This is a genomic window from Klebsiella sp. R390, assembly GCF_051131745.1.
Lineage (GTDB): Bacteria > Pseudomonadota > Gammaproteobacteria > Enterobacterales > Enterobacteriaceae > Klebsiella.
The window spans coordinates 612,581-635,783 of sequence record NZ_CP180445.1 but is presented as its reverse complement, the minus strand read 5'-3'; the positions used below and the strand labels follow the sequence as shown (position 1 = coordinate 635,783).

Annotated in this window: 19 protein-coding genes; 14 read left to right on the top strand and 5 right to left on the bottom strand. The window is 55.6% G+C overall.

Annotation, left to right across the window (positions count from 1 at the left end):
• The first annotated feature begins 5 nt into the window (after positions 1-5).
• Together ACMYSP_RS02945 and ptsG are read left to right on the top strand one after the other, a co-directional pair.
• The gene (locus tag ACMYSP_RS02945; protein WP_434585468.1) at positions 6-791 is read left to right on the top strand and encodes a metal-dependent hydrolase; all 786 of its coding nucleotides are present in this window, start codon (positions 6-8) and stop codon (positions 789-791) included.
• A gap of 304 nt (positions 792-1,095) precedes the next feature.
• A complete protein-coding gene (gene ptsG, locus ACMYSP_RS02940; RefSeq protein ID WP_123753827.1) occupies positions 1,096-2,529 on the top strand; it encodes a PTS glucose transporter subunit IIBC in 1,434 nt (477 codons plus the stop codon).
• Between the two features lie 100 nt (positions 2,530-2,629).
• Here ptsG and fhuE read toward each other — a convergent pair whose 3' ends face one another.
• Positions 2,630-4,801 carry a ferric-rhodotorulic acid/ferric-coprogen receptor FhuE gene (gene fhuE, locus ACMYSP_RS02935; protein WP_434585467.1) on the bottom strand — a complete coding sequence of 724 codons (2,172 nt, stop codon included), beginning with the start codon at positions 4,799-4,801 and terminating at the stop codon, positions 2,630-2,632.
• 358 nt (positions 4,802-5,159) lie between these two features.
• Between fhuE and hinT the strand changes: the two genes are divergently transcribed.
• The 8 genes from hinT to ACMYSP_RS02895 all read left to right on the top strand — a co-directional run bounded on the left by hinT (position 5,160) and on the right by ACMYSP_RS02895 (position 11,281).
• Positions 5,160-5,516 carry a purine nucleoside phosphoramidase gene (hinT, locus tag ACMYSP_RS02930; protein ID WP_123753830.1) on the top strand — a complete coding sequence of 119 codons (357 nt, stop codon included), beginning with the start codon at positions 5,160-5,162 and terminating at the stop codon, positions 5,514-5,516.
• A gap of 3 nt (positions 5,517-5,519) precedes the next feature.
• A complete protein-coding gene (locus ACMYSP_RS02925; RefSeq protein ID WP_123753831.1) occupies positions 5,520-5,894 on the top strand; it encodes a YcfL family protein in 375 nt (124 codons plus the stop codon).
• 21 nt (positions 5,895-5,915) lie between these two features.
• Positions 5,916-6,551 (top strand): penicillin-binding protein activator LpoB, encoded by a 636-nt coding sequence (gene lpoB / locus ACMYSP_RS02920; protein ID WP_434587002.1) that lies wholly within the window; start codon positions 5,916-5,918, stop codon positions 6,549-6,551.
• A complete protein-coding gene (gene thiK, locus ACMYSP_RS02915; protein ID WP_434585466.1) occupies positions 6,532-7,350 on the top strand; it encodes a thiamine kinase in 819 nt (272 codons plus the stop codon). Before lpoB ends, thiK begins: the two co-directional genes overlap by 20 nt.
• 31 nt (positions 7,351-7,381) lie before the next feature.
• Entirely contained in the window at positions 7,382-8,392 is a 1,011-nt protein-coding gene (gene nagZ, locus ACMYSP_RS02910) for a beta-N-acetylhexosaminidase (protein WP_434585465.1), read from the top strand.
• 26 nt (positions 8,393-8,418) lie between these two features.
• Complete coding sequence (gene ycfP / locus ACMYSP_RS02905) at positions 8,419-8,961, top strand: alpha/beta hydrolase YcfP (RefSeq protein WP_154143625.1); 543 nt, start codon at positions 8,419-8,421, stop codon at positions 8,959-8,961.
• Between the two features lie 233 nt (positions 8,962-9,194).
• Positions 9,195-10,499, top strand: a complete 1,305-nt coding sequence (locus ACMYSP_RS02900) for an NAD(P)/FAD-dependent oxidoreductase (RefSeq protein ID WP_434585464.1) — start codon at positions 9,195-9,197, stop codon at positions 10,497-10,499.
• Between the two features lie 242 nt (positions 10,500-10,741).
• Positions 10,742-11,281 carry a glycine zipper 2TM domain-containing protein gene (locus ACMYSP_RS02895; RefSeq protein WP_434585463.1) on the top strand — a complete coding sequence of 180 codons (540 nt, stop codon included), beginning with the start codon at positions 10,742-10,744 and terminating at the stop codon, positions 11,279-11,281.
• Between the two features lie 56 nt (positions 11,282-11,337).
• On the opposite strand, the gene ACMYSP_RS02890 is transcribed toward ACMYSP_RS02895, so the two are convergent.
• Complete coding sequence (locus ACMYSP_RS02890; protein ID WP_434585462.1) at positions 11,338-13,524, bottom strand: TonB-dependent siderophore receptor; 2,187 nt, start codon at positions 13,522-13,524, stop codon at positions 11,338-11,340.
• A gap of 240 nt (positions 13,525-13,764) precedes the next feature.
• Positions 13,765-14,400: a TetR/AcrR family transcriptional regulator gene (locus tag ACMYSP_RS02885; protein ID WP_434585461.1), complete on the bottom strand. Its 636-nt coding sequence runs from the start codon at positions 14,398-14,400 to the stop codon at positions 13,765-13,767.
• Between the two features lie 246 nt (positions 14,401-14,646).
• Here ACMYSP_RS02885 and bhsA point away from each other — a divergent pair, with 246 nt between their 5' ends.
• Positions 14,647-14,904, top strand: a complete 258-nt coding sequence (bhsA, locus tag ACMYSP_RS02880; protein WP_434585460.1) for a multiple stress resistance protein BhsA — start codon at positions 14,647-14,649, stop codon at positions 14,902-14,904.
• A gap of 242 nt (positions 14,905-15,146) precedes the next feature.
• Here the strand turns inward: bhsA and ldtC are convergent, their stop codons facing one another.
• Entirely contained in the window at positions 15,147-16,109 is a 963-nt protein-coding gene (ldtC, locus tag ACMYSP_RS02875) for a L,D-transpeptidase LdtC (protein ID WP_434585459.1), read from the bottom strand.
• Positions 16,110-16,277: 168 nt separating this feature from the next.
• Positions 16,278-19,724: a transcription-repair coupling factor gene (gene mfd / locus ACMYSP_RS02870; protein ID WP_434585458.1), complete on the bottom strand. Its 3,447-nt coding sequence runs from the start codon at positions 19,722-19,724 to the stop codon at positions 16,278-16,280.
• 336 nt (positions 19,725-20,060) lie between these two features.
• On the opposite strand from mfd, the gene lolC reads away from it, so the two are divergent.
• The 3 genes from lolC to lolE are packed head-to-tail and all read left to right on the top strand — an operon-like array spanning position 20,061 to position 23,198.
• Positions 20,061-21,260, top strand: a complete 1,200-nt coding sequence (gene lolC / locus ACMYSP_RS02865; RefSeq protein WP_434585457.1) for a lipoprotein-releasing ABC transporter permease subunit LolC — start codon at positions 20,061-20,063, stop codon at positions 21,258-21,260.
• Positions 21,253-21,954 carry a lipoprotein-releasing ABC transporter ATP-binding protein LolD gene (gene lolD, locus ACMYSP_RS02860; protein ID WP_434585456.1) on the top strand — a complete coding sequence of 234 codons (702 nt, stop codon included), beginning with the start codon at positions 21,253-21,255 and terminating at the stop codon, positions 21,952-21,954. Before lolC ends, lolD begins: the two co-directional genes overlap by 8 nt.
• Positions 21,954-23,198: a lipoprotein-releasing ABC transporter permease subunit LolE gene (gene lolE, locus ACMYSP_RS02855; RefSeq protein WP_434585455.1), complete on the top strand. Its 1,245-nt coding sequence runs from the start codon at positions 21,954-21,956 to the stop codon at positions 23,196-23,198. Before lolD ends, lolE begins: the two co-directional genes overlap by 1 nt.
• Positions 23,199-23,203 lie beyond the last annotated feature (5 nt).

Genomic DNA, 23,203 nt, shown 5'->3' with positions numbered 1-23,203 from the left:
ACATTATGTTTTTAGTCGACTCCCACTGCCATCTGGATGGTCTGGATTATCAAACGCTGCATAAAGACGTGGACGATGTGCTGGCAAAAGCCGCCGCGCGTGACGTGAAGTTTTTCCTTGCAGTCGCCACGACCCTGCCGGGTTACCGCGGAATGCGTGAACTGGTCGGGCCGCGTGACAACGTGGTTTTCTCCTGTGGTGTTCACCCGCTCAATCAGGACGAAGAGTACGACGTTGAAGAACTGCGTCTGCTGGCGGCAGAAGAGGGCGTTGTCGCCATGGGAGAGACGGGTCTGGATTATTTTTACACGCCAGAAACAAAACCCCGCCAACAGGATTCGTTCCGCGACCATATCCGCATCGGCCGCGAACTCAACAAGCCGGTCATCGTTCATACCCGTGATGCGCGTGCCGATACCCTGGCTATTTTGCAGGAAGAAAAGGTGACGGATTGCGGTGGCGTACTACACTGTTTCACTGAGGACAGGGAGACCGCGGGTAAATTGCTGGATATGGGCTTCTATATCTCGTTTTCCGGGATCGTGACGTTCCGTAACGCCGAGCAGCTACGCGATGCCGCGCGCTATGTGCCGCTCGATCGTCTGCTGGTGGAAACCGATTCGCCGTACCTGGCACCGGTTCCGCATCGTGGCAAAGAGAACCAGCCGGCGATGGTGCGAGACGTTGCTGAGTACATGGCGGTGCTGAAGGGCGTTTCGCTCGAACAGCTGGCACAACAGACCACACAGAACTTTGCCAGCCTGTTCCACATTGACCCCTCCCGGCTGTAACCTGTCGATCTTTCTATTATTTTAAGGCTCGTAATTAATACGCAAAGCGAGTAAAGTTCACCGCCACAAAACAGGCGGTGAACGGCTTTTTGCAACATCCAGATACAGCTTATGTAAGATGGTGTAAATTTTTCAGCGCTGACTGATTGAAACGTGATAGCCGTCAAACAATCTTTTCGGTAATTATTTTACTCTGTGTAATAAATAAAGGGCGCTTAGATGTCCTGTCCACGGCACGGTTCTCCCCCCGGGCCAATGCGTGAAAGCGTAAAAAAGTACCAAATACTCAGGAGCACTCTCAATTATGTTTAAGAATGCATTTGCTAACCTGCAGAAGGTCGGTAAATCGCTGATGCTGCCGGTCTCCGTACTGCCTATCGCAGGTATCCTGCTGGGCGTCGGTTCCGCAAACTTCAGCTGGCTGCCAGCCGTTGTTTCCCACGTTATGGCAGAAGCGGGCGGTTCAGTCTTCGCCAATATGCCGTTGATCTTCGCTATCGGTGTGGCGCTTGGCTTCACCAATAACGACGGCGTTTCTGCGCTGGCTTCCGTTGTGGCGTACGGCATCATGGTGAAAACCATGGCGGTCGTAGCACCGCTGGTTCTGCATTTACCTGCTGAAGAAATTGCGGCCAAACACCTGGCGGATACTGGTGTACTTGGCGGTATTATCTCTGGTGCCATTGCAGCCTACATGTTCAACCGCTTCTATCGCATCAAGCTGCCAGAGTATCTGGGCTTCTTCGCGGGCAAGCGTTTTGTTCCGATTATCTCCGGTCTGGCCGCTATTTTCACCGGCGTGATCCTCTCCTTCATTTGGCCACCGATCGGTAGCGCTATTCAGACCTTCTCTCAGTGGGCTGCATATCAGAACCCGGTTGTGGCATTCGGTATCTACGGCTTCATCGAACGCTGCCTGGTACCGTTTGGTCTGCACCACATCTGGAACGTTCCTTTCCAGATGCAGATTGGTGAATACACCAACGCCGCAGGCCAGGTCTTCCACGGCGATATCCCGCGCTACATGGCAGGTGACCCGACTGCAGGTAAACTGTCTGGCGGCTTCCTGTTCAAAATGTACGGTCTGCCGGCTGCTGCTATCGCTATCTGGCACTCCGCTAAACCGGAAAACCGCGCGAAAGTGGGCGGTATCATGATCTCCGCAGCGTTGACCTCGTTCCTGACCGGTATCACCGAGCCGATCGAGTTCTCCTTCATGTTCGTTGCGCCGATCCTGTACATCATCCACGCGATTCTTGCTGGTCTGGCATTCCCGATCTGTATCCTGCTGGGTATGCGTGACGGTACGTCGTTCTCACACGGTCTGATCGACTTTATCGTTCTGTCCGGTAACAGCAGCAAACTGTGGCTGTTCCCGATCGTCGGTATCTGCTACGCCATCGTTTACTACGTTGTCTTCCGCGTGCTGATTAAAGCACTGGATCTGAAAACGCCTGGCCGTGAAGATTCGACTGAAGACAGCAAAGTCGGTGCGACCAGCGAAATGGCGCCAGCACTGATTGCAGCCTTCGGCGGTAAAGAAAACATTACTAACCTCGACGCATGTATTACCCGTCTGCGTGTCAGCGTTGCTGACGTGGCAAAAGTTGATCAGGCTGGCCTGAAAAAACTGGGTGCTGCAGGTGTGGTTGTTGCAGGTTCAGGTGTTCAGGCTATCTTCGGGACTAAATCCGATAACCTGAAAACTGAAATGGATGAGTACATCCGCAGCAACTAAGTCGTGATGTGGGGAGACTAAGGCAGCCGAATGGCTGCCTTTTTTATTGTCTGAAATAAAGTCGATACCCGGGCAGGATGTCTGCCCGGAAAGGAGGAAGTTAGAAGTCGTAGCTGGCGGATACCGAGACGTTCAGTGGGGCGCCATACACGAGGTAGGAGCCGACATAGTCGTAGTACTCTTTATCAAACAGGTTGTTGATATTCGCCTGCAGAGCAAAGTTTTTGGTCACCTGATAACGACTGAAGAGATTCACCAGGCCGTAGCTGCCTTGATCGATGTAATCACGACCGTTTGGCCCGCCGCTCACGTCATTCCAGATTTTGCTTTGCCAGTTAACCCCACCGCCGACGGTCAGCTCCGGCATCATTGGCAGCTGATAGCGGGTGAACAGTTTCATGGTGGTGCGCGGCTGGTCGGAACTCACGGCATTACCGCTCTTGTCTTCGGCAATATAGCGGGTCGCGCCAAAGGTAAGCTGCCAGTTATCGGTCAGCGCGCCGTTCAACTCGAACTCCACCCCTTTACTGACTACGCCATCCAGCGACTCGTAGATAGACTCGCCGCTCGGCAGGTAGGTATAGGTATTGTTGGCCACGTTATCCTGCTCGATGCGGAAGATGGCCAGCGAGGTGGTCAGGCGGGTGTTAAACCAGTCGGCTTTGACGCCGGCTTCGTAGCTTTTTCCGGTTGTCGGGTCGAGATAACGGCCGTTGGCATCACGCTTATCCTGCGGCTGGAAAATCGAGGTGTAGCTCGCATAGGCCGACCAGGCGTCGTTGATGTCATACACCACGCCGGCATACGGGGTTACATCATCTTTGGTACTTTCGAGGCGCGTCTGCGGTGAACCGGCAGGGTTATAACGAATGTTGTAGCTGGTATAGCGGGCGCCAAGGATAAGGTGCAGCGGGTCAGCCAGCGAGAAGCGGGCCGAGGTATAGGCCGATGACTGACGAATGTCGTCCTTGCTGTACAGCTGCCAGTCGGTCCACTGTGGGTCGGCAATATTGCTGTTCCAGTTACGGAAGCTGCCGACATCCACCATCCCGTACAACGAATCCGGGAGTGAGTTATCGTAATGGTTGCGCTGACGGCTGAGACTGCCGCCGATCATCATTTCGTGCTGGCGGCCAAACAGGTCAAAGCCCCCGCGCAGGAAAGCATCAACCGCGTCCTGTTTACGTTCACCGCGGTTCCAGCCGCCGTATCCAACCATGCCATTTCCGGTGTCCTTATCCGGGTAACCGTACATGTACATCATTTTGGTATCGAAGTTAGTATCGGTGTGCATACCGTTGATGTGCGCTTCCCAGCCGTTATCGAAGCGCTGGGTGAAGTTAGCGAACACCTTTTTGCTGTCTTTATCGGAGTATGCCCAGTTCGGCGCAACGGTGTCGCTACGGTTGTAATGGGTTTTGCTGCCATCGCTATACCAGGTCGGCAGGCCGCCCCAGGTTGGGTCTTCGGTATTGCTTTCCTGATACTCATAGCCCAGCGACAGGGTGGTGCTGTCGGTGAGGTCGGCATCTATCACGCCGTAAAGGAATTTTTTGCGGTAGTGGTAGTTGTCGACCCAGGAATCGTTATCCTGGTAGCCGGCAATCATGCGTCCACGCACGTTGCCTGATTCGACCAGCGGTGCCTGCAAGTCCAGCACGTACCGTTGCTTGTCCCAACTGCCGTAGCTGGCGGAAACATTGCCTTTGAACTCACGGCTATCGGCATGTTTACGCACCATATTGACGTAGGCTGATGGATTGCCTGAGCCACTCATCAGGCCGGTGGCGCCGCGCACCACTTCGATACGGTCATAAATCGCGGTATCGGTGGTGGTATCGCCAAAGTTCCACACTTCGCTGATCGAGGTCGGAAGGTCGTCGTAGGCGTAGTTACTGACGAAAAAACCGCGGGAATAAAAGACCGTACGGTCGCTGTCCTGCACCTGCTGCGTGATCCCGGTGGTGTTGCTTAGCACCTGACCGATGGTCTGCAGGTTTTGATCTTCCATGCGTTGCTGGCTGATGACGCTGACGGATTGCGGGATATCCCGCGGCACTAACAGCAGCTTGGTGCCGGTAGTGGTGGTTTTGACGCTGTAATCCTGCTGCTGCGCCTCAGCGCTGGTGTCCGTTGTGCCTTCTACAATAATAGTATCTTCAGTGTTGTCGGCGGCGGAACTGAGGGTGGGGTGCAGCGCCAGCGCAATGCCGACAGCCAGCAGGGAAGGCGCGAGGCGCCATTCCCCGGAATGGAGAGTGGGAGACATCATGAACCCTTAATCGAATGGTTATTGTTATGCGCCGGGGCTCTGCGGCCACGGTCATCGTTGTGTTAAAGCGCACTGCATTCTTAATGAATACAAATGAGAAATATACGCATTAGTATTTAATGTGTAAACAAGCGTAAGAAAAGTTCTCAACAACGCGCGTCAGCAGGCCAGGCGAAAGGTCGTCACCCGCGATATGATTAATCCGCCAGCAGCCAGCGGCGTTGTGGCATAAGAAAAAGCGCAATCAGGTTGAAAGAGAGGGAGTAACTCGCTCATACTCTTAGGCGAATCCTGTGCATCCGCGTTTATCTGCAGAGGCAGGCCAGAGCACGGTATAAAAATTTATAAGGAATCAGTCATGGCAGAAGAAACGATTTTTAGCAAAATCATTCGCCGGGAGATCCCGTCGGATATGGTTTATCAGGACGAACTGGTGACCGCATTTCGCGATATTTCCCCTCAGGCGCCAACCCACATTCTGATCATCCCCAATATCCTGATTCCGACCGTCAACGATGTGACCACTGAACATGAACTGGCGCTGGGCCGCATGATGACCGTCGCCGCGAAAATTGCGCGTGACGAAGGTCTGGCTGACGACGGCTATCGTCTGATCGTCAACTGCAACCGCCACGGCGGCCAGGAAGTTTACCATATCCACATGCACCTGCTGGGCGGTCGCCCGCTGGGTCCGATGCTGGCACATAAAGGTTAATCGATGCGCGCAGCTCATTTCGGCACACTTCTGGCGGCGGTACTCCTGGCCGGATGCGGTTCACATGCGGAAATCCCTGTGGGTGAACAACAGACGCTGGTGATGGAATCCAACGTGCTGGCGGCGGGTATCAGCGCCGATCCACCGTCGGTCACCGCGTCAGAAATTCAGGCTACCGCCACCTCCCGACTGTTTAATGAACGGTCGGAGCCGATCGTCGTGCATTACCGCTTCTTCTGGTATGACGCACGAGGGCTGGAAATGCATCCGCTGGAACCGGCCCGCAGCATCACGGTGCCAGCACGCTCCTCCGTCACTTTATACGGCAGCGCAAATCTTCTGGGGGCGCACAAAGCCCGCCTTTATCTTTATCTGTAAGGGGTAATTGTAATGATTAAAATGTGTCGCTATGCGTTAATCACAGCACTGGCGATATTCCTTGCTGGGTGCGTCGGGCAACGTCAAGAGCCCGCTCCCGTCGAGGAGGCTAAGCCGAAGCCTGAGCAGCCCGCTCAGCCTCAGCCAACGGTCCCGACGGTGCCTTCGGTGCCGACCATTCCTGAACAACCGGGGCCGATCGAGCACGAGCAGCAACCGGCACAGCCGGCGCCACGCGTGCGTCATTACGACTGGAATGCCGCGGTTCAACCGCTGGCAGGGCAAATGCTGCAGGCTGGCGGCGTCAGTGCCGGGAGCATTTTGCTGGTCGACAGCGTGAATAACCGTACCAACGGTTCTCTCAACGCCGCCGATGCCACCAGCGCGCTGCGTAATGCCCTGAGCGGCAATGGCAAATTTACCCTTGTCTCTGCTCAGCAGCTGAACGTGGCAAAACAACAGCTTGGCCTGTCGCCGCAGGATAGCCTTGGCAGCCGCAGTAAAGCGATGGGTATTGCCCGCACCGTCGGCGCGCAGTACGTGCTGTACTCTAACGCCACCGGCAACGTCAATTCGCCGGAGCTGAAAATGCAGTTGATGCTGGTGCAGACTGGCGAGATTATTTGGTCAGGTAAAGGTGCAGTTCAGCAACAGTAAACTGACGCGCGATGAGGTGTTGTCGCGCTATTTTCCCCGCTATTCACCTGTCGTCGACCCGGGCCAGCAAGGCCTGAGCGGCGGCAGCTGCATTATCAGCGATGGTGTCAGACGGCTGGTGCTTCGCCAGCCGCACGACCCTGAAGCCCCCACCAGCGACTTCCTTCGTCAGTACCGCACATTATCTCGCCTACCGGCGACAATCGTCCCCACAGCGCGTTTTTACTCCCCGAACTGGATGGTGGTGGATTATTGCGCGGGCGAGATAAAAAGCGCGCTGCCGGGCAGTCCGCAGCTGGCGGGATTATTGTATCATCTGCACCAGCAGCCGCGGCTGGGCTGGCGTATTGCGCTGGCGCCACTGCTTACACGCTACTGGCAGCAGTGCGATAGCGCACGGCGTACGCCATTATGGTTGCGCTGGTACCGCCGTTTGCTGCGGCGTGGTGAACCTCGTCCTCTGCGCCTGGCGCCGTTACATATGGACGTGCACGCCGGCAATATCGTCCACGCCGAGAAGGCCTTGCGGCTGATCGACTGGGAATATGCGGGCGATGGTGACATCGCGCTGGAGCTGGCGGCGGTGTGGATCGCCCCTGAGGCGCATCGCCAACTGGTGAGCGATTATGCCCGGCTGGCGCGTATTGATGAGCGCCAGCTATGGCGACAGGTTCAACGCTGGCGCCCGTGGGTCATCTTATTGATGGCGGGCTGGTATGAGCGTCGTTGGCAACAGACCGGCGACCGGCAATTTATCACGCTGGCAGATGAAACATGGTGTCAGTTAGACAAAGAATAAAAGGATAAGAGAGGTCAGTGTGGGTCCGGTAATGTTGGATGTTGAAGGGTTTGAACTGGATGCAGAAGAGCGCGAGATTCTGGCGCATCCTCTGGTTGGCGGATTGATTTTATTCACCCGTAACTACCACGATCCGGCACAGCTACGGGAACTGGTTCGCCAGATCCGCGAGGCTTCTCGCAACCATCTGGTGGTGGCGGTCGATCAGGAAGGGGGCCGCGTTCAGCGTTTTCGTGAAGGCTTTACCCGCCTGCCAGCCGCGCAATCTTTTGCTGCACTGCTGGGTATGGAAGCCGGTGGGGCGCTGGCGGCCGAGGCCGGTTGGTTAATGGCCAGCGAAATGATTGCCATGGATATTGATATCAGCTTTGCGCCGGTTCTGGACGTTGGGCATATCAGCGCCGCCATTGGCGAGCGCTCTTATCATGAGGATCCGCAGAAAGCGTTGGCCATTGCCCGTCACTTTATTGACGGGATGCACGACGCGGGCATGAAAACCACCGGTAAACACTTCCCGGGACACGGTGCGGTGAGCGCTGATTCCCATAAAGAGACGCCACGCGATCCGCGCGCGGAAGCCGAGATACGGGCCCGGGATATGGCGGTATTTCGTACCCTGGTGGCGGAAAACCGTCTCGATGCCATTATGCCGGCACACGTTATCTACAGCGACGTCGACCCTCGTCCGGCCAGCGGCTCGGCACACTGGCTGAAGACGGTGCTGCGCGGCGAACTAGGTTTTGACGGGGTGATTTTCTCCGACGACCTGTCGATGGAAGGGGCGGCGATCATGGGCAGCTATGCTGAACGGGGGCAGGCCTCTCTGGATGCCGGTTGCGATATGATCCTGGTCTGCAATAATCGTAAGGGTGCGGTCAGCGTGCTGGATAACCTGTCGCCGATCAAAGCAGAGCGTGTTACGAAATTGTATCATAAAGGTTCATTTACCCGTCAGGAGTTAAGGGATTCTGCCCGTTGGAAGACGGTTAATGCGCAGCTGGAACATCTCCACGCGCGTTGGCAAGAGGCGAAGTCTGCGTAATTGACCTGAAGTCTGGTGAGGATGCGATGATTATCTATTTACACGGTTTTGACTCAAACAGCCCCGGCAACCATGAAAAGGTGCTGCAGCTGCAGTTTATCGATCCCGATGTGCGCCTGATAAGTTACAGCACGCGGCACCCGAAACATGATATGCAGCATTTGTTAAAAGAGGTCGACAAAATGCTGCAGCTCAATACCGACGATCGGCCGCTGATTTGCGGTGTAGGTCTGGGCGGTTACTGGGCAGAACGGATCGGCTTTCTGTGCGATATCCGTCAGGCGGTTTTCAACCCCAATCTGTTTCCTGCTGAAAACATGGAAGGCAAGATTGACCGGCCTGAAGAGTACGCGGATATCGGCACCAAATGCGTGAACAACTTCCGTGAAAAAAATCGCGATCGTTGTCTGGTGATCCTCTCCCGTCAGGATGAGGCGCTGGACAGCCAGCGTTCCGCCGATCTGCTGCATCACTACTATGAGATAATCTGGGATAACGAGCAGACCCATAAATTTAAAAACATCTCACCACATCTGCAGCGTATAAAAGCCTTTAAGACCCTCGGCTGACCCCTCCCCAAGACCCGTTGTATGACCATACAGCGGGTTTTTTTATGCCATTTTTATTGCCCGCTTAAAAAACATGCGGTAAAACTTGATGCATATCAATTTTGGTATGACCAATGACCCGTTCATGGTATTCTCAATATCGCTGAATGGTTTCACTGCTGTAACTTGTTGTTAAATAAGAGCTATTTTTATAACTTTTAATTAACAATTGGTTAATAATTTTAGGGGGTCTCGTGACTACACCATTGAAAAGAATCGTCATCGTAGGTGGCGGCGCTGGCGGGCTGGAACTGGCGACTCAGCTGGGGAGAAAGCTGGGACGTCATAAAAAAGCGAAAATCACGCTGGTCGATCGTAACCATAGTCATTTATGGAAGCCGTTGCTGCATGAAGTGGCGACCGGTTCACTCGATGAAGGTGTTGATGCGCTGAGCTACCTGGCACATGCCCGCAATCACGGCTTCCAGTTCCAGCTGGGTTCCGTAGCGGATATCAATCGTGAAGCCAAAACCATTACCCTGTCGGAATTGCGTGACGAGAAGGGCGAACTGCTGGTGGCGGAACGTAAGCTGCCGTATGACACCCTGGTGATGGCGCTGGGTAGTACCTCAAACGATTTCAACACCCCGGGCGTCAAAGAAAACTGTATTTTCCTTGATAACCCGCATCAGGCGCGTCGTTTCCACCAGGAGATGCTGAACCTGTTCCTGAAGTACTCGGCCAACCTGGGTGCCAACGGTAAAGTGAATATTGCTATCGTAGGCGGCGGGGCGACCGGCGTTGAGCTGTCTGCTGAGCTGCATAATGCGGTGAAACAGCTGCACAGCTACGGTTACAAAGGGCTGACCAACGAAGCGCTGAATGTGACGCTGGTGGAAGCCGGTGAGCGTATTCTGCCGGCGTTGCCGCCGCGTATTTCCGGCGCTGCGCATAGCGAGCTGACCAAGCTTGGCGTGCGCGTGCTGACCAAAACCATGGTCACCAGCGCCGACGCCAACGGCCTGCACACCAAGGATGGCGAGTTTATCGATGCCGACCTGATGGTCTGGGCTGCGGGGATCAAAGCGCCTGATTTTATGAAAGAGATCGGCGGTCTGGAAACTAACCGCATTAACCAGCTGGTGGTGCAGCCAACCCTGCAGACCACGCTGGATCCGGACATCTATGCTATCGGCGACTGTGCCTCCTGCGAGCGCCCGGAAGGTGGATTTGTGCCGCCGCGTGCGCAGGCCGCGCATCAGATGGCTACCTGCGCGCTGAACAATATTCTGGCGCAGATGAAAGACAAGCCGTTGAAATCCTACGTCTATAAAGACCATGGTTCACTGGTGTCGCTCTCTAACTATTCGACGGTCGGCAGCCTGATGGGTAACCTGATGCGTGGTTCGATGATGGTGGAAGGGCGTATCGCTCGCTTCGTCTACATCTCGTTGTACCGCATGCACCAGATTGCGCTGCACGGTTACTGCAAAACCGGGCTGATGATGCTGGTGGGTCGTATCAACCGTATTATTCGCCCGCGTCTGAAACTGCACTAAAATCCTGAATCATTAGCGTCCGGAGCAGGCCATCAGCCTGTCCGGAGCCATAACCCGGCAAAGCGTCGACTCGCCGGGTTATTTCCAGAATATCCGTCTGCTTTGCTTGCTATATCGTCTCAGATTCCTCTGAATCCCCGCTATTTGCCGCTGCTTCTCGCATTTTTCATCCGCTTTCTCATTTGCAAGGTTCCCTGCGCGATCGCAAAATTACGGTTATCAGCAACAAGGGAGGATGTCCCGTGAATAAATCAATGTTGGCGGGTATAGGGATTGGCGTCGCTGCCGCGCTGGGCGTAGCAGCCGTCGCTGGTCTGAACGTGTTAGATCGCGGACCGCAATATGCGCAGGTGGTTTCCAGTACACCGATTAAAGAGACGGTTAAAACCCCGCGTCAGGAGTGCCGTAACGTCACCGTAACCCATCGTCGTCCGGTGCAGGATGAAAACCGCATTGCCGGTTCGGTACTGGGGGCCGTGGCGGGTGGTGTTATCGGTCACCAGTTTGGCGGCGGTCGTGGCCGTAGCGTGGCGACAGTTGCGGGCGCGCTGGGTGGCGGCTATGCCGGCAACCAGATCCAGGGAGCGATGCAGGAAGGCGATACCTACACCACAACGCAGCAGCGCTGCAAAACGGTGTACGATAAGTCGGATAAAATGCTGGGTTACGACGTCACTTATAAAATTGGCGACCAGCAGGGCAAAATCCGTATGGATCGCGACCCCGGCACGCAAATTCCGTTGGACAACAACGGCCAGTTAATTCTGAACAATAAAGCGTAAAAAAGATGCCAGTAACGATAAGCCCCCCATCCGTTCAGGCTGGGGGGCTTTTTTTATCAGAAGCTCAGGGCGTAGTTCAGACCAAAAGTGCGTCCGCGGCCTTTGTACTCATACAATGAGCTGCTGCCATAGGTCGGGCTGTACAGCAGCGGCGCTCGTTGACCCCAGACGGTGACATAATCTTCATTCAGCAGGTTTTCAATGCTGAAGGTCAGTTTACCCAGCGGCAGTTCATAGCTGCCGATAAAGTCGACGGTATTGTAGCCATCCAGCTTGTTGCCGCTGGCGTCACTCAGATCGAAGACCTGCTGGGTCTGCACGCGCAGTGACCACGGATCCGGCGCCCAGCCGACCCAGGCGGTGGCTTTCGATGGCGAGGCGAGGGTGACATCCCATTTCTGCCAGCTACCATCCGTCTTCACCTGTGATTTCAGGACGTTGAAGTTCGCGCCGGTACTCCAGTCGCTCTGCGGGAAGGCGTAGTCAACCGCGCCTTCCACGCCGTAAATACGTCGCTTGTCAGACTGCACGTCGATGGTCATATCGGTGCGGTTAACGACGATGGTTTTGTCTGAGGTGGAGTAGTATGCCGCCAGCTGCGTGCGCAGGTTATCGCCGGTGTAACGCCAGCCCAGCTCGTAGGAGTTGACCTTAATCCCCTGCAACGGCGAGTCGCCGACGTTGACGCTCGACAGCAGCGGGTAGTTGCCGTTTACCGCCGCGCCATATTTACCGATGCCGTAGTATTTCCCTGGATCCGGAAGCTCGACCCCTTGTGAGAAGTTGAACCAGGTCTGCTGGCGGTCGGTGAGGTGGGCGACAATCCCGGCGTTAAACAAGAAGTTATCGTAATCGGTTTTGCCACCCGGGATGGCATCAGCCGAATTGACTTTGCCGCTCGCCACGTCTTGCTGCTGAGCATAGCCGACAAAATCATTGACCCGGTTTTCCGTCCACTGATAGCGCACGCCGCCGCTCAGGGTGAAGATATCATTAAGGTCATAACTGCTTTGCAGGAACGGCGCCAGGTTGGTGATGCTGTAGCCCGGGTAGCGGCCGGTGGTGTAAATCGCGTCGTTGTGCAGGCCGCCGGATGCCATCGAGGTATTGAGGTCGAAGAACATCTGGTTGGCGTTGAAGGTCTCGTGATCGGCATCCAGTCCCCAGGTCAGATCCCAGCCGTCAAGCGGTTGGCTGTTGAGGGTGATTTTCGCCCCGTACTGATCGGTATCCTGTTTTGAGGAGGAGAAGCTGCTGACCTGGCCTTTGCTGAGCGTCGGGAAGGGATAGAAGCTCAGCGACTCGTCGCGGTAGTAGATCTGGCTGACCAGGTTCTGGCCATAGAAATCGGCGTCGGAATATTGCAGGCTAATCAGATGGCGCTCGGTACCGGGAACGCGGTCAGAGTCCAGCCCGTTGGTGGTGTAGGCTTTCCCGTCGCCGGTGACTGCCGACATATTTTTGCCAAGATAGAGGCCGTAATCGTCGCCCTGGCTTTTATAGTATTGCGTCACCAGCTGCAGCTGGCGGTTTTCGTCGATGTTAATCGTCCCGGTACCCATGACATCCAGGCGGTCAGAATGCTGCAGGCCGGTCTGGGTGTTATCAAGGATCAGCGCATCGTTATTGCCGTCATACCAGCCACCGAAGCGCTGATACGCGACAGATAAGCGCCCGGAAGCGTGATCGGTTCCACCGCTGACTGCTGCCGCTACTCGCTCGTCATGGTCGTTGCTGTTGGCAAAACCCGTTTTACCGCCGAGCTCAAGGTCAACCTGGCGTTCCTGCTGACCTTTTTTGGTGACGATATTGATCAGGCCGCCGGTACTGCCGCCGCCGTACAAAGAGGTGGCGCCAGAAATCACTTCAATGTGTTCAATATTGAACGGATCGATAGAATCGAGCTGGCGGCTGTCGGTACGGGATGAATTGAGGCGCACGCCGTCAATCAGTACCACGATGGCCCGGCCACGCATGTTCATACCGTAGTTAGTGCGTCCCTGGCTGCTGACGTCAATCCCGGGGATCAGTTGGGCCAGTACGTCTTTAAACTCCTTGCCCCCCTGTACCTGCTGTTCAATTTCCTGACCTTCGATAACCCAGGTGGTTTGCGCCATTTCGGCGACGGTACGATGGGTTCGGTTGGCACTCACGATAATGTTTTCTTCATCGACCTGTGCGGCAAACGCGGGCAGGGCAGTAGCCAGCAGCAGTGGGTTAAGCACCCAGAGACGCGTGTTCATTCGCATTCCTTTTATGAGTTAATTGCAGCATTGTTTTTTTATTCCGGGACTGATGCCCGGCGGTTACAGACTGAAATATTTCGAAAAGCAAATGCGAATTTTGCACATATTGATTATCGTTATCAATATCATTTACAACAAAATAACGACTTAATAATATGAAAACATTAATAAAAATAAGGTTAAAGCTGGAGGGGGAGTGAAGGCCCGGTGGTGAGTGTCACCGGGCGGCAGTGCAGATTAGTGCTGAAGGATTTGTGGCCACAGCCGCAGCGTGGTGTCGGCGATGCGCATCAGTTTCTCGAAGTCAGCGCCTTCGCGCGCGCTGATAGACATCCCTTGTAAAACGCAGTTCAAAAACTGCGCCAGCTGCTGGACGTCACCTTTTTCCGGGAGCTCCCCGCGCAGCTGACGCTGCTGAAGAAACTGGGCCAGGGTCTGCTCTTGCTTCGCATGGCGTGATTTGATGGTGTTGGCGATATCGGTTGACGAGGCCGCCAGTGCCGCTGAGGTGTTGATCATAAAACAGCCCGCTGGCGTATCTTTGCTGGTAAAGCAGGTCGCGATGGCGGTGAAGTAGTCGCGCAACGCCTGGTCGACGGATTTATCCTCGGCAAACAGCACCGCTTCGTGCCTGGCCGCGAAGCGCGAAATATAGCGATCGAGTACCGCCAGGAATAACCCTTCTTTGTTGACGAATTCCGCATACAGCGTCGGCGCCTTTGCCCCGGTCGCTTCTACAAGATCGGCAAGAGAAGTTGCCTCGTAGCCGTGCTGCCAGAAAAGTGCCATGGCCTTATCCAGCGCCGCTTCCTTGTCGAACACTTTTGGTCGGCCACGGCTTTTTTTTACGCAACTTTGAACGTCAGTTGTCATGGTGCCGCTGTACCTATGTTGGTTTGTTGAGTGGGCATTATAAAAATAAACGCTGCAACCTACCAGCGCCGAACCCGCAAAAATAAATAATTCATATATGTATGAATTTTAAGTTGTTTATAAATAAATAAACGATCGTTATAAAAATGATTTGACGTGTGATATGGATCACATTAATATTTACCTAGCGATCGTTAAGTTAATTCTTGCGACCCTACTAAAATCATCTGCATAGGTATAATAATCATGAAAAACATCAAAACTCTGACGCTGGCCGCTGTGCTGAGCTCTCTCTCTTTCGCCAGTTTTGCTGCTGTTGAAGTGCAATCCACTCCAGCTAACCAACACAAAATTGGTACCGTTTCCGCGACCGCTGGCACCAACTTAGGTTCTCTGGAAGATCAGCTGGCACAAAAAGCGGAAGAAATGGGCGCCACCTCTTTCCGTATTACTTCCGTCACGGGTCCGAACACCCTGCACGGAACCGCTGTTATCTATAAATAAGTCTGTTTTACCCCTGTCATGCCACTGACAATACGCGAGCCTGACCCCTTTATCAGCTCGCGAGTAGTACGCTGTAAGATGTTCCCTGCTATGCCACAGACGTGAGGCGGTTCTCACCCCTTTATGAGACCGCTGCATGTCGACTTTTCGCGTTATCTTGTTTGTTAGATATCCATAAAAAAACCGCCTGTCAGGTTACCTGCAGGCGGTTTTTTTTCATGTCGGGAGCCCGACTTATTCCCTTACATTGCTTGCTCGTGCGCCACATGGTGGCGGGTCACGTTAATCGGCATGCCTGAGCGCAGTTCCATGGCGTGGTTCATCACCTCCTGATTGGTTGCCGGTGACTGTTTAAAGCTCTCCATCGTGCTGTTCAGGACAATCGGCAGAGTTTGCGGATCGTCATCCAGATGTTTGGACAGGGGCTGGTGGATCTCCACCAGACGCGTTCCGTCCGGCTCAACGGAGGCCTTAATTGGCGTGTTGATGATGTTGACTCTGGTGCCCGGGGTGATCTTGTTAAACAGCGTCTTGATGTCATCATCGCGCAGACGGATGCAGCCGGAGCTGACGCGCATGCCAATACCAAAATCAGCATTGGTACCATGCAGCAAATAGACACCGCCGTAGGCCGCGAGGCGAATGGCGTGATGGCCCATCGGGTTATCCGGCCCGGCAGGCATCACGGCAGGGAGGTCTATCCCCATCGCTTTATAGCGGGCCCGAATGTTGGCGGTTGGCGTCCAGGTCGGGTTGGCGCGCTTGTCGGAGACGGTGGTAACCATAGTGGGCGTAATCGTATCGCCCCCCAGTTGACCAATACCGATAGGGTAGACGGTGACCTCGTTTTTACCCGGCGGGTAATAATAGAGGCGCAGTTCGGCAAGATTGATCACCAGACCTTCGCGTGGCGCATCGGGTAACAGGGTCTGTAGCGGAATGGTCAGGACGCTCCCGGCCCGTGGCACATAAGGGTCGACGCCAGGGTTGGCCTGCAGCAAGGCCAGGAAGCCGACGTTGTAGCGCTTGGCGATAGCCTCCAGCGAGCCGCCGTTGTTTTGCACGACGTGAAACTGGTTCTGCCCCACAACGCGGCTGCCCGCTGGCGGTAGCGGCCAGGTGTTGGCGCGGGCGGGAAGCACCATGACGACGGCGACGGCCAGTGCTGCCAGCCAGAGAGATAAACGCGATACGAAAATAGTCATAATAAATAAGTGGTTATTTTTTATGAGGAAACAGACGGGAATTATCGCGTGGGTGAATGTGGGGAAACCCTGGTATATTGCAAAACATTTGTAAAGTTTGCCAGGGATGTCAGATGCTGACGGCAGAAGAGCAGGGATACGGTTGCTGCCACCGTATCCCTGAGATGATTATGCTGCGGCGTTCTCTTCGAGCTGGCGCATAAACTGACGCACCCACTCCATACGAGTTTTACGTTCGCCGAGGTCCTGCATAAACTTCAGGCGGGTCGGTCCGTCGAGGCGGAAATGCTGCGGCTGCTTCTGCAGCAGCCCAATCAGCCAGACCGGGTTGACGTTGTTCTTTTCATTGAACTCAATCACGCCGCCTTTCTCGTTGCCTTCCAGCTTACGGATGCCGAGTTTTTGCGCCTGTTGTCTCAGGCGGGCGATGTCCAGCAGGTTTCTCGCCGCATCCGGCAGCAGGCCGAAACGATCGATTAGCTCAACTTTAATCTCTTCCAGATCGTGCTCATGCTTCGCGCTGGCGATCCGCTTGTAGAACGACAGGCGGGTATTGACGTCAGGAATAAAATCATCCGGCAGCAAGGCCGGCATCCGCAGCTCGACTTCGGTCTGCTGACTGGTGAGATCCTCAAGGGAAGGTTCACGCCCGGCTTTCAGCGCATCGACGGCATTTTCCAGCAGCTCCATATACAGCGAGAAGCCGATGGTGGTCATCTGTCCGCTCTGGTCCTCGCCCAGCAGTTCACCGGCCCCGCGGATCTCCAGATCATGAGTTGCCAGCGCGAAGCCGGCTCCGAGATCTTCCAGCGAAGCGATGGCTTCGAGGCGCTTTTGCGCATCGGTGGTCATGGCTTTCGGATGTGGCGTCAGTAGCCAGGCGTAGGCCTGGTGATGCGAGCGCCCGACGCGCCCGCGCAGCTGGTGCAGCTGTGCCAGGCCGAAATGGTCAGCTCGCTCAATGATAATGGTATTGGCGGTGGGGATATCGATCCCGGTTTCGATAATAGTGGTACACACCAGCACGTTGAACCGCTGGTGGTGGAAATCGTTCATGACGCGTTCCAGCTCGCGCTCGCGCATCTGCCCGTGACCGATAGCAATGCGCGCTTCCGGCACCAGCTCCGCCAGGCGGTCGGCGGCTTTCTGGATGTTTTCCACGTCATTGTAGAGGTAGTACACCTGGCCGCCGCGCAGCACTTCACGCAGGATGGCCTCGCGTACCACCAGCGAGTCGTATTCACGCACGAAGGTCTTCACCGCCAGACGGCGGGCCGGCGGAGTGGCAATAATGGACAGATCGCGCATTCCGCTCATCGCCATATTCAGGGTTCGCGGAATCGGCGTGGCGGTCAGGGTCAGGATATCGACATCGGCGCGCATGGCTTTGATGCGTTCCTTGTGTCGGACCCCGAAGCGGTGCTCTTCATCGACGATCAGCAGCCCAAGATCGCGCAGTTTGACCTCATTTTGCAGCAGCTTGTGCGTCCCGATAAGAATATCGATTTTGCCTTCCGCCGCCTGTTCCAGGATCTGCGCTTGCTCTTTTGCGCTACGAAAACGCGACAGCATTTCGATGCGAACCGGCCAGTTGGCGAAACGGTCGCAGAAGTTATCGAAGTGCTGCTGAGCGAGCAGGGTAGTCGGCACCAGCACCGCTACCTGTTTGTGGTTCTCAACCGCCAGGAAGGCGGCGCGCATTGCCACTTCGGTTTTGCCGAAGCCGACATCGCCGCACACCAGGCGATCCATGGCCAGCGGCTGACACATATCGCTGAGTACGGCGTTGATGGCCTGCGCCTGATCCGGGGTGGTTTCAAAGGGGAAACCGTCACAAAACAGCTGATACTGTTCGCGATCGTGTTTAAAGGCAAAGCCCGATTTTGCAGCGCGCTGGGCGTAGATATCGAGCAGTTCCGCCGCCACATCGCGGACTTTTTCCGCCGCTTTCTGCCGCGCACGAGTCCAGGCATCGCCGCCGAGTTTATGCAACGGTGCGTTTTCTTCCGCGCCGCCGGCATAGCGGCTGATCAGATGCAAAGAAGAGACCGGCACGTACAGCCTGGCATCATTGGCGTAGATGAGCATCAGATACTCGGCGGTGATCCCACCCGCTTCCAGAGTGGTCATCCCGGCATAGCGGCCAACGCCGTGCTCGAGGTGCACCACCGGCTGGCCTTCATGCAGCTCTGCGAGGTTGCGGATTAAGGTATCGGGGTTGATGGTGCGCCGTGAATCCTGACGACGACGCGCCACGCGCTCGCCCAGCAGATCGCTTTCGCAAATCAGCGCCAGCGAGCGTTGCCCATCGATAAACCCGTGCTCAGCCGCGCCAATCATCAGATAGCGACCATTACCGCTCGCCTCTTCCAGCCGCAGAATATGTTTCGGGGCGATTTTGATCCGCGCCAGCACTTCACCGAGCGCTTCGCGGCGGCCTTCACTTTCTACCGAGAAGATCACCGGACCGTTAAACGATTCGAGGAAGCGGCGCAGATTATCCAGCGGCGCCTTACTCTGCGCCTGAATGGAGAGATCCGGCAGCGTCTGATAGCCGAGGTTGGTATTGGCGGCTTTCTCGGCCAGACGCTCGGTTTTTAGCTGCACGCGCGGCCACTTTTTCAGCTCGCTGAACAACTCATCGACCCGCAGCCAGAGCAGCTCAGGCGGCAGCAACGGGCGCATAGGGTCAACGCCACGGCTTTCAAAGCGCGCGCGGGTTTCATTTTGAAAACGCTCGGCGCTGGCTTCCAGATCGCCGGTGTTGACGAGCAGGGCGTTCGTCGGGAAGTAGCTAAACAGCGGCGGAAGCGGTTCATTGAAGAACAGCGGCTGCCAGTATTCGATCCCGGTCGGCAGCGTGCCTTTGCTGACCTGCTGATAGATATGTTCGGCATCGCGTTTCACTTCAAAACGGTCGCGCCACTGGCTGCGGAACAGCTCGATAGCGGTCTGATCGGTCGGGAACTCGTGGGCTGGCAGCAGATTGATGGCCTGTACTTCTTCCAGCGTGCGCTGGCTGTCGACGTCAAACAGGCGCAGGCTGTCAATTTCATCATCGAAAAAGTCAAGACGATAGGGTTGTTCGCTGCCCATCGGGAACAGGTCGAGCAGGGCGCCACGGGTGGCATATTCGCCGTGCTCCATTACCTGATCCACATGGCGATAGCCGGCGCTGTCCAGTTGCGTACGCAGACCATCGCGCGACAGGCGCTGGCCTTTTTTCATGACCAATGCATGTCCGTGCAGGAAGCTGTGCGGGCAGACGCGCTGCATCAGAGTACTGACCGGCACGATCAGCACGCCGCGTTGCATAGTCGGTAACTGGTAAAGCGTGGCGAGGCGGGAAGAGATAATATCCTGATGCGGCGAGAAGCTGTCGTATGGGAGGGTTTCCCAGTCCGCCAGGCCGATCACCATGCTGTCGGTAAACTGGCGGATTTCATCATTCAGACGAAGGGCATTTTGCATATCCGGGGCGACGAGTATCACCGGGCCAGCATGGCGTTCGGCCATTTCCGCCACCAGGGTGGCGCAGGCCGCACCGGTTAATTCACCGAGGTGCCGCTGATCGCCGGGCTTCACCGGCAGTGTGTATCGATAATGTTGAGACATAGCTGTTATCAGGATCCCTTCGTGATTCGCTCTATGTGGATACCGTAAATCTTTCGCGTTGCAGCGTGAAGTATGAGGGGTATATAAGGGCAAACCGCTAATATTCAATGATGATTATTATCCGTGATTGACCCGCATTCGCCAACCCGATTGACGGCAGGTTAGGGGCGTCAGGGGGAAAGATTCTGATAGATAAGCGCAGAAGAACCAAATATCCAGTTGATTTTTCTTTGTTTTTTCCTCTTTTTGCGACAAAAACTTACCGTTTCAGTGATTTACGCGTTGGGTGATGACATATATACTCGTGCATCGGCTATCAGCAACCAGATGGATTACATGTACCAACCTGCCGCACTTTTTATTGGTCTTCGCTACATGCGTGGGCGTGCAGCCGACCGCTTCGGTCGTTTCGTCTCCTGGCTATCCACCATCGGCATCACGCTAGGTGTGATGGCGCTGGTCACCGTGCTATCGGTCATGAACGGCTTTGAGCGCGAGCTGCAGAACAACATCCTGGGGCTGATGCCGCAGGCCATCCTCAGCGCCCAGCAGGGCTCGGTGAATCCTCAACAACTGCCGGAAAGCGCTGTCAAATTACAGGGCGTTACCCGCGTGGCGCCGATCACTACCGGCGATGTGGTGCTGCAGAGCGCCCGCAGCGTCGCGGTGGGCGTGATGCTGGGTATCGACCCGGCACAAAAAGATCCGCTCACTCCGTACCTTGTTAACGTCAAGCAAAGCGACCTCGCCGCCGGGAAATATAACGTGATCCTCGGCGAACAGCTGGCCGGCCAGCTTGGGGTGAATCGCGGCGACCAGATCCGCGTGATGGTCCCTTCAGCCAGTCAGTTCACGCCGATGGGGCGTGTGCCCAGCCAGCGTCTGTTTAACGTCATCGGTACCTTCGCCGCCAATAGCGAAGTGGATGGCTACCAGATGCTGACCAATATCGACGATGCCTCGCGCCTGATGCGCTATCCGTTGGGGAATATTACCGGCTGGCGCCTGTGGCTTAACCAGCCGTTGCAGGTTGATACCCTCAGTCAGCAGACGCTGCCGCAGGGAACCAAGTGGCAGGACTGGCGCGAGCGGAAAGGCGAGTTGTTCCAGGCCGTGCGCATGGAAAAAAATATGATGGGACTGCTGCTGAGCCTGATCGTTGCCGTGGCGGCGTTTAACATCATCACCTCTTTGGGGATGATGGTGATGGAGAAACAAAGCGAAGTGGCAATCCTGCAAACGCTGGGGCTAACGCCGCGGCAGATCATGGTGGTCTTTATGGTCCAGGGGGCCAGTGCCGGGATCGTCGGCGCGCTGCTGGGGGCGATCCTCGGCGTATTGCTTGCCAGTCAGTTAAATAATTTAATGCCCGTGATCGGCGCGTTCCTGGATGGCGCGGCGTTGCCGGTAGCTATCGAACCGTTACAGGTCACGATTATCGCCCTGGTCGCCATGGTGCTGGCATTGTTGTCTACGTTGTATCCTTCCTGGCGCGCTGCCGCCACTCAACCCGCTGAGGCTTTACGTTATGAATAATATCCTGCTGCAATGCGACAATCTGTGCAAACGCTATCAGGAAGGCAACGTGCAAACGGATGTATTGCACAATGTCAGCTTCAGCATTCAGGAAGGGGAGATGATGGCGATTGTCGGAACTTCGGGCTCCGGCAAAAGTACGCTGCTGCATCTGCTCGGCGGGCTGGACACGCCAACCTCCGGCGACGTGGTGTTCTCCGGCCAGTCGATGAACCAGCTTTCTGCTGCCGCCCGTGCCGACCTGCGTAACCGCGAGCTGGGCTTTATCTACCAGTTTCACCATTTGTTACCCGATTTCACCGCGCTCGAAAACGTGGCGATGCCGTTGCTGATCGGCAAACAGAAGGCCTCGGATATTGAGCGACAGGCGAAAGCAATGCTGCACGCGGTAGGGCTTGAACACCGTAGCCATCACCGTCCGTCCGAGCTTTCCGGCGGCGAACGTCAGCGCGTGGCAATCGCCCGTGCGCTGGTAAATAAACCGCGTCTGGTGCTGGCGGATGAACCGACCGGTAACCTCGATGCCCGCAATGCTGACAGCATTTTCCAACTGCTGGGAGAACTGAACGTAGCCCAGCGCACCGCGTTCCTGGTGGTGACCCACGACCTGCAACTGGCACAGCGAATGAACCGCCAGCTGGAGATGCGTGACGGGCACCTGAACGCGGAACTGACCCTGATGGGGGCCAGGTAATGACGGCTCCGTTATCATTATTGATTGCCCTGCGTTTTAGTCGCGGACGGCGACGTGGCGGCATGGTATCGCTGATCTCGGTGATTTCGACCATCGGCATTGCCCTTGGGGTGGCGGTACTTATCGTTGGCCTCAGCGCGATGAACGGCTTTGAACGCGAGCTGAATAATCGCATTCTGGCCGTGGTGCCTCATGGCGAAATTGAACCGGTCAAACAGCCCTGGACCAACTGGAACGAAGCGCTGGCGAAAGTGGAGAAGGTGAAGGGTATCGTGGCCGCAGCGCCCTATATCAACTTTACCGGGCTGGTGGAGAGCGGCAGCAACATGCGCGCAATCCAGGTGAAAGGCGTCGATCCGCAGCAGGAAAGTCGCCTCAGTTCGCTGCCACAATATATCCAGAATAACGCCTGGGCCAGCTTTAAAGCCGGCGAGCAGCAGGTGATTCTGGGCAAAGGTGTTGCGGATGCACTGCACGTGAAGCAGGGCGACTGGGTGTCGATTATGATCCCCAATTCCGATTCCGAACATCAGCTCCTGCAACCCAAACGCGTCCGCTTGCATGTGACCGGGATTTTGCAGTTAAGCGGCCAGCTCGATCACAGTTTTGCGATGATCCCGATGGTCGATGCCCAACAGTACCTGGATATGGGTAGCAGCGTCACCGGGATTGCGATTAAAGTCACCGATGTCTTCCACGCCAACACGCTGGTGCGTGATGCGGGAGAAGTAACCAACAGCTACGTCTACATCAAGAGCTGGATTGGGACGTACGGCTATATGTATCGTGATATTCAGATGATCCGCGCCATTATGTACCTTGCGATGGTGCTGGTGATCGGCGTGGCCTGCTTTAACATTGTCTCCACTCTGGTGATGGCGGTGAAAGATAAAAGTAGCGATATTGCGGTCCTGCGCACGCTGGGGGCCAAAGACGGCCTGATCCGCGCCATTTTTGTCTGGTATGGTTTACTTGCCGGTTCGGTCGGCAGCCTGATAGGGGTGGCGATCGGCGTGGTTGGCGCGCTGAAGCTGACATCGGTGATTAACGGGATCGAATATCTGATTGGGCACAAACTTCTGTCCGGCGACATCTATTTTATTGACTTCCTGCCGTCTGAACTGCACTGGCTGGATGTCGTTTACGTGCTGGTGACGGCACTGTTGCTGAGTTTGCTGGCCAGCTGGTATCCCGCCCGCCGCGCCAGCCGCATTGACCCGGCGAGGGTGCTGAGTGGCCAGTAATTTAT

Coding starts and splice junctions, on each gene's coding strand:
- ldtC (WP_434585459.1), bottom strand. CDS start 16,109: ATGACTATTTTCGTATCGCGTTTATCTCTCTGGCTGGCAGCACTGGCC.
- ycfP (WP_154143625.1), top strand. CDS start 8,419: ATGATTATCTATTTACACGGTTTTGACTCAAACAGCCCCGGCAACCAT.
- bhsA (WP_434585460.1), top strand. CDS start 14,647: ATGAAAAACATCAAAACTCTGACGCTGGCCGCTGTGCTGAGCTCTCTC.
- lolE (WP_434585455.1), top strand. CDS start 21,954: ATGACGGCTCCGTTATCATTATTGATTGCCCTGCGTTTTAGTCGCGGA.
- lolD (WP_434585456.1), top strand. CDS start 21,253: ATGAATAATATCCTGCTGCAATGCGACAATCTGTGCAAACGCTATCAG.
- ptsG (WP_123753827.1), top strand. CDS start 1,096: ATGTTTAAGAATGCATTTGCTAACCTGCAGAAGGTCGGTAAATCGCTG.
- fhuE (WP_434585467.1), bottom strand. CDS start 4,801: ATGATGTCTCCCACTCTCCATTCCGGGGAATGGCGCCTCGCGCCTTCC.
- lpoB (WP_434587002.1), top strand. CDS start 5,916: ATGTGTCGCTATGCGTTAATCACAGCACTGGCGATATTCCTTGCTGGG.
- hinT (WP_123753830.1), top strand. CDS start 5,160: ATGGCAGAAGAAACGATTTTTAGCAAAATCATTCGCCGGGAGATCCCG.
- nagZ (WP_434585465.1), top strand. CDS start 7,382: ATGTTGGATGTTGAAGGGTTTGAACTGGATGCAGAAGAGCGCGAGATT.
- ACMYSP_RS02885 (WP_434585461.1), bottom strand. CDS start 14,400: ATGACAACTGACGTTCAAAGTTGCGTAAAAAAAAGCCGTGGCCGACCA.
- ACMYSP_RS02890 (WP_434585462.1), bottom strand. CDS start 13,524: ATGAACACGCGTCTCTGGGTGCTTAACCCACTGCTGCTGGCTACTGCC.
- lolC (WP_434585457.1), top strand. CDS start 20,061: ATGTACCAACCTGCCGCACTTTTTATTGGTCTTCGCTACATGCGTGGG.
- ACMYSP_RS02925 (WP_123753831.1), top strand. CDS start 5,520: ATGCGCGCAGCTCATTTCGGCACACTTCTGGCGGCGGTACTCCTGGCC.
- mfd (WP_434585458.1), bottom strand. CDS start 19,724: ATGTCTCAACATTATCGATACACACTGCCGGTGAAGCCCGGCGATCAG.
- ACMYSP_RS02945 (WP_434585468.1), top strand. CDS start 6: ATGTTTTTAGTCGACTCCCACTGCCATCTGGATGGTCTGGATTATCAA.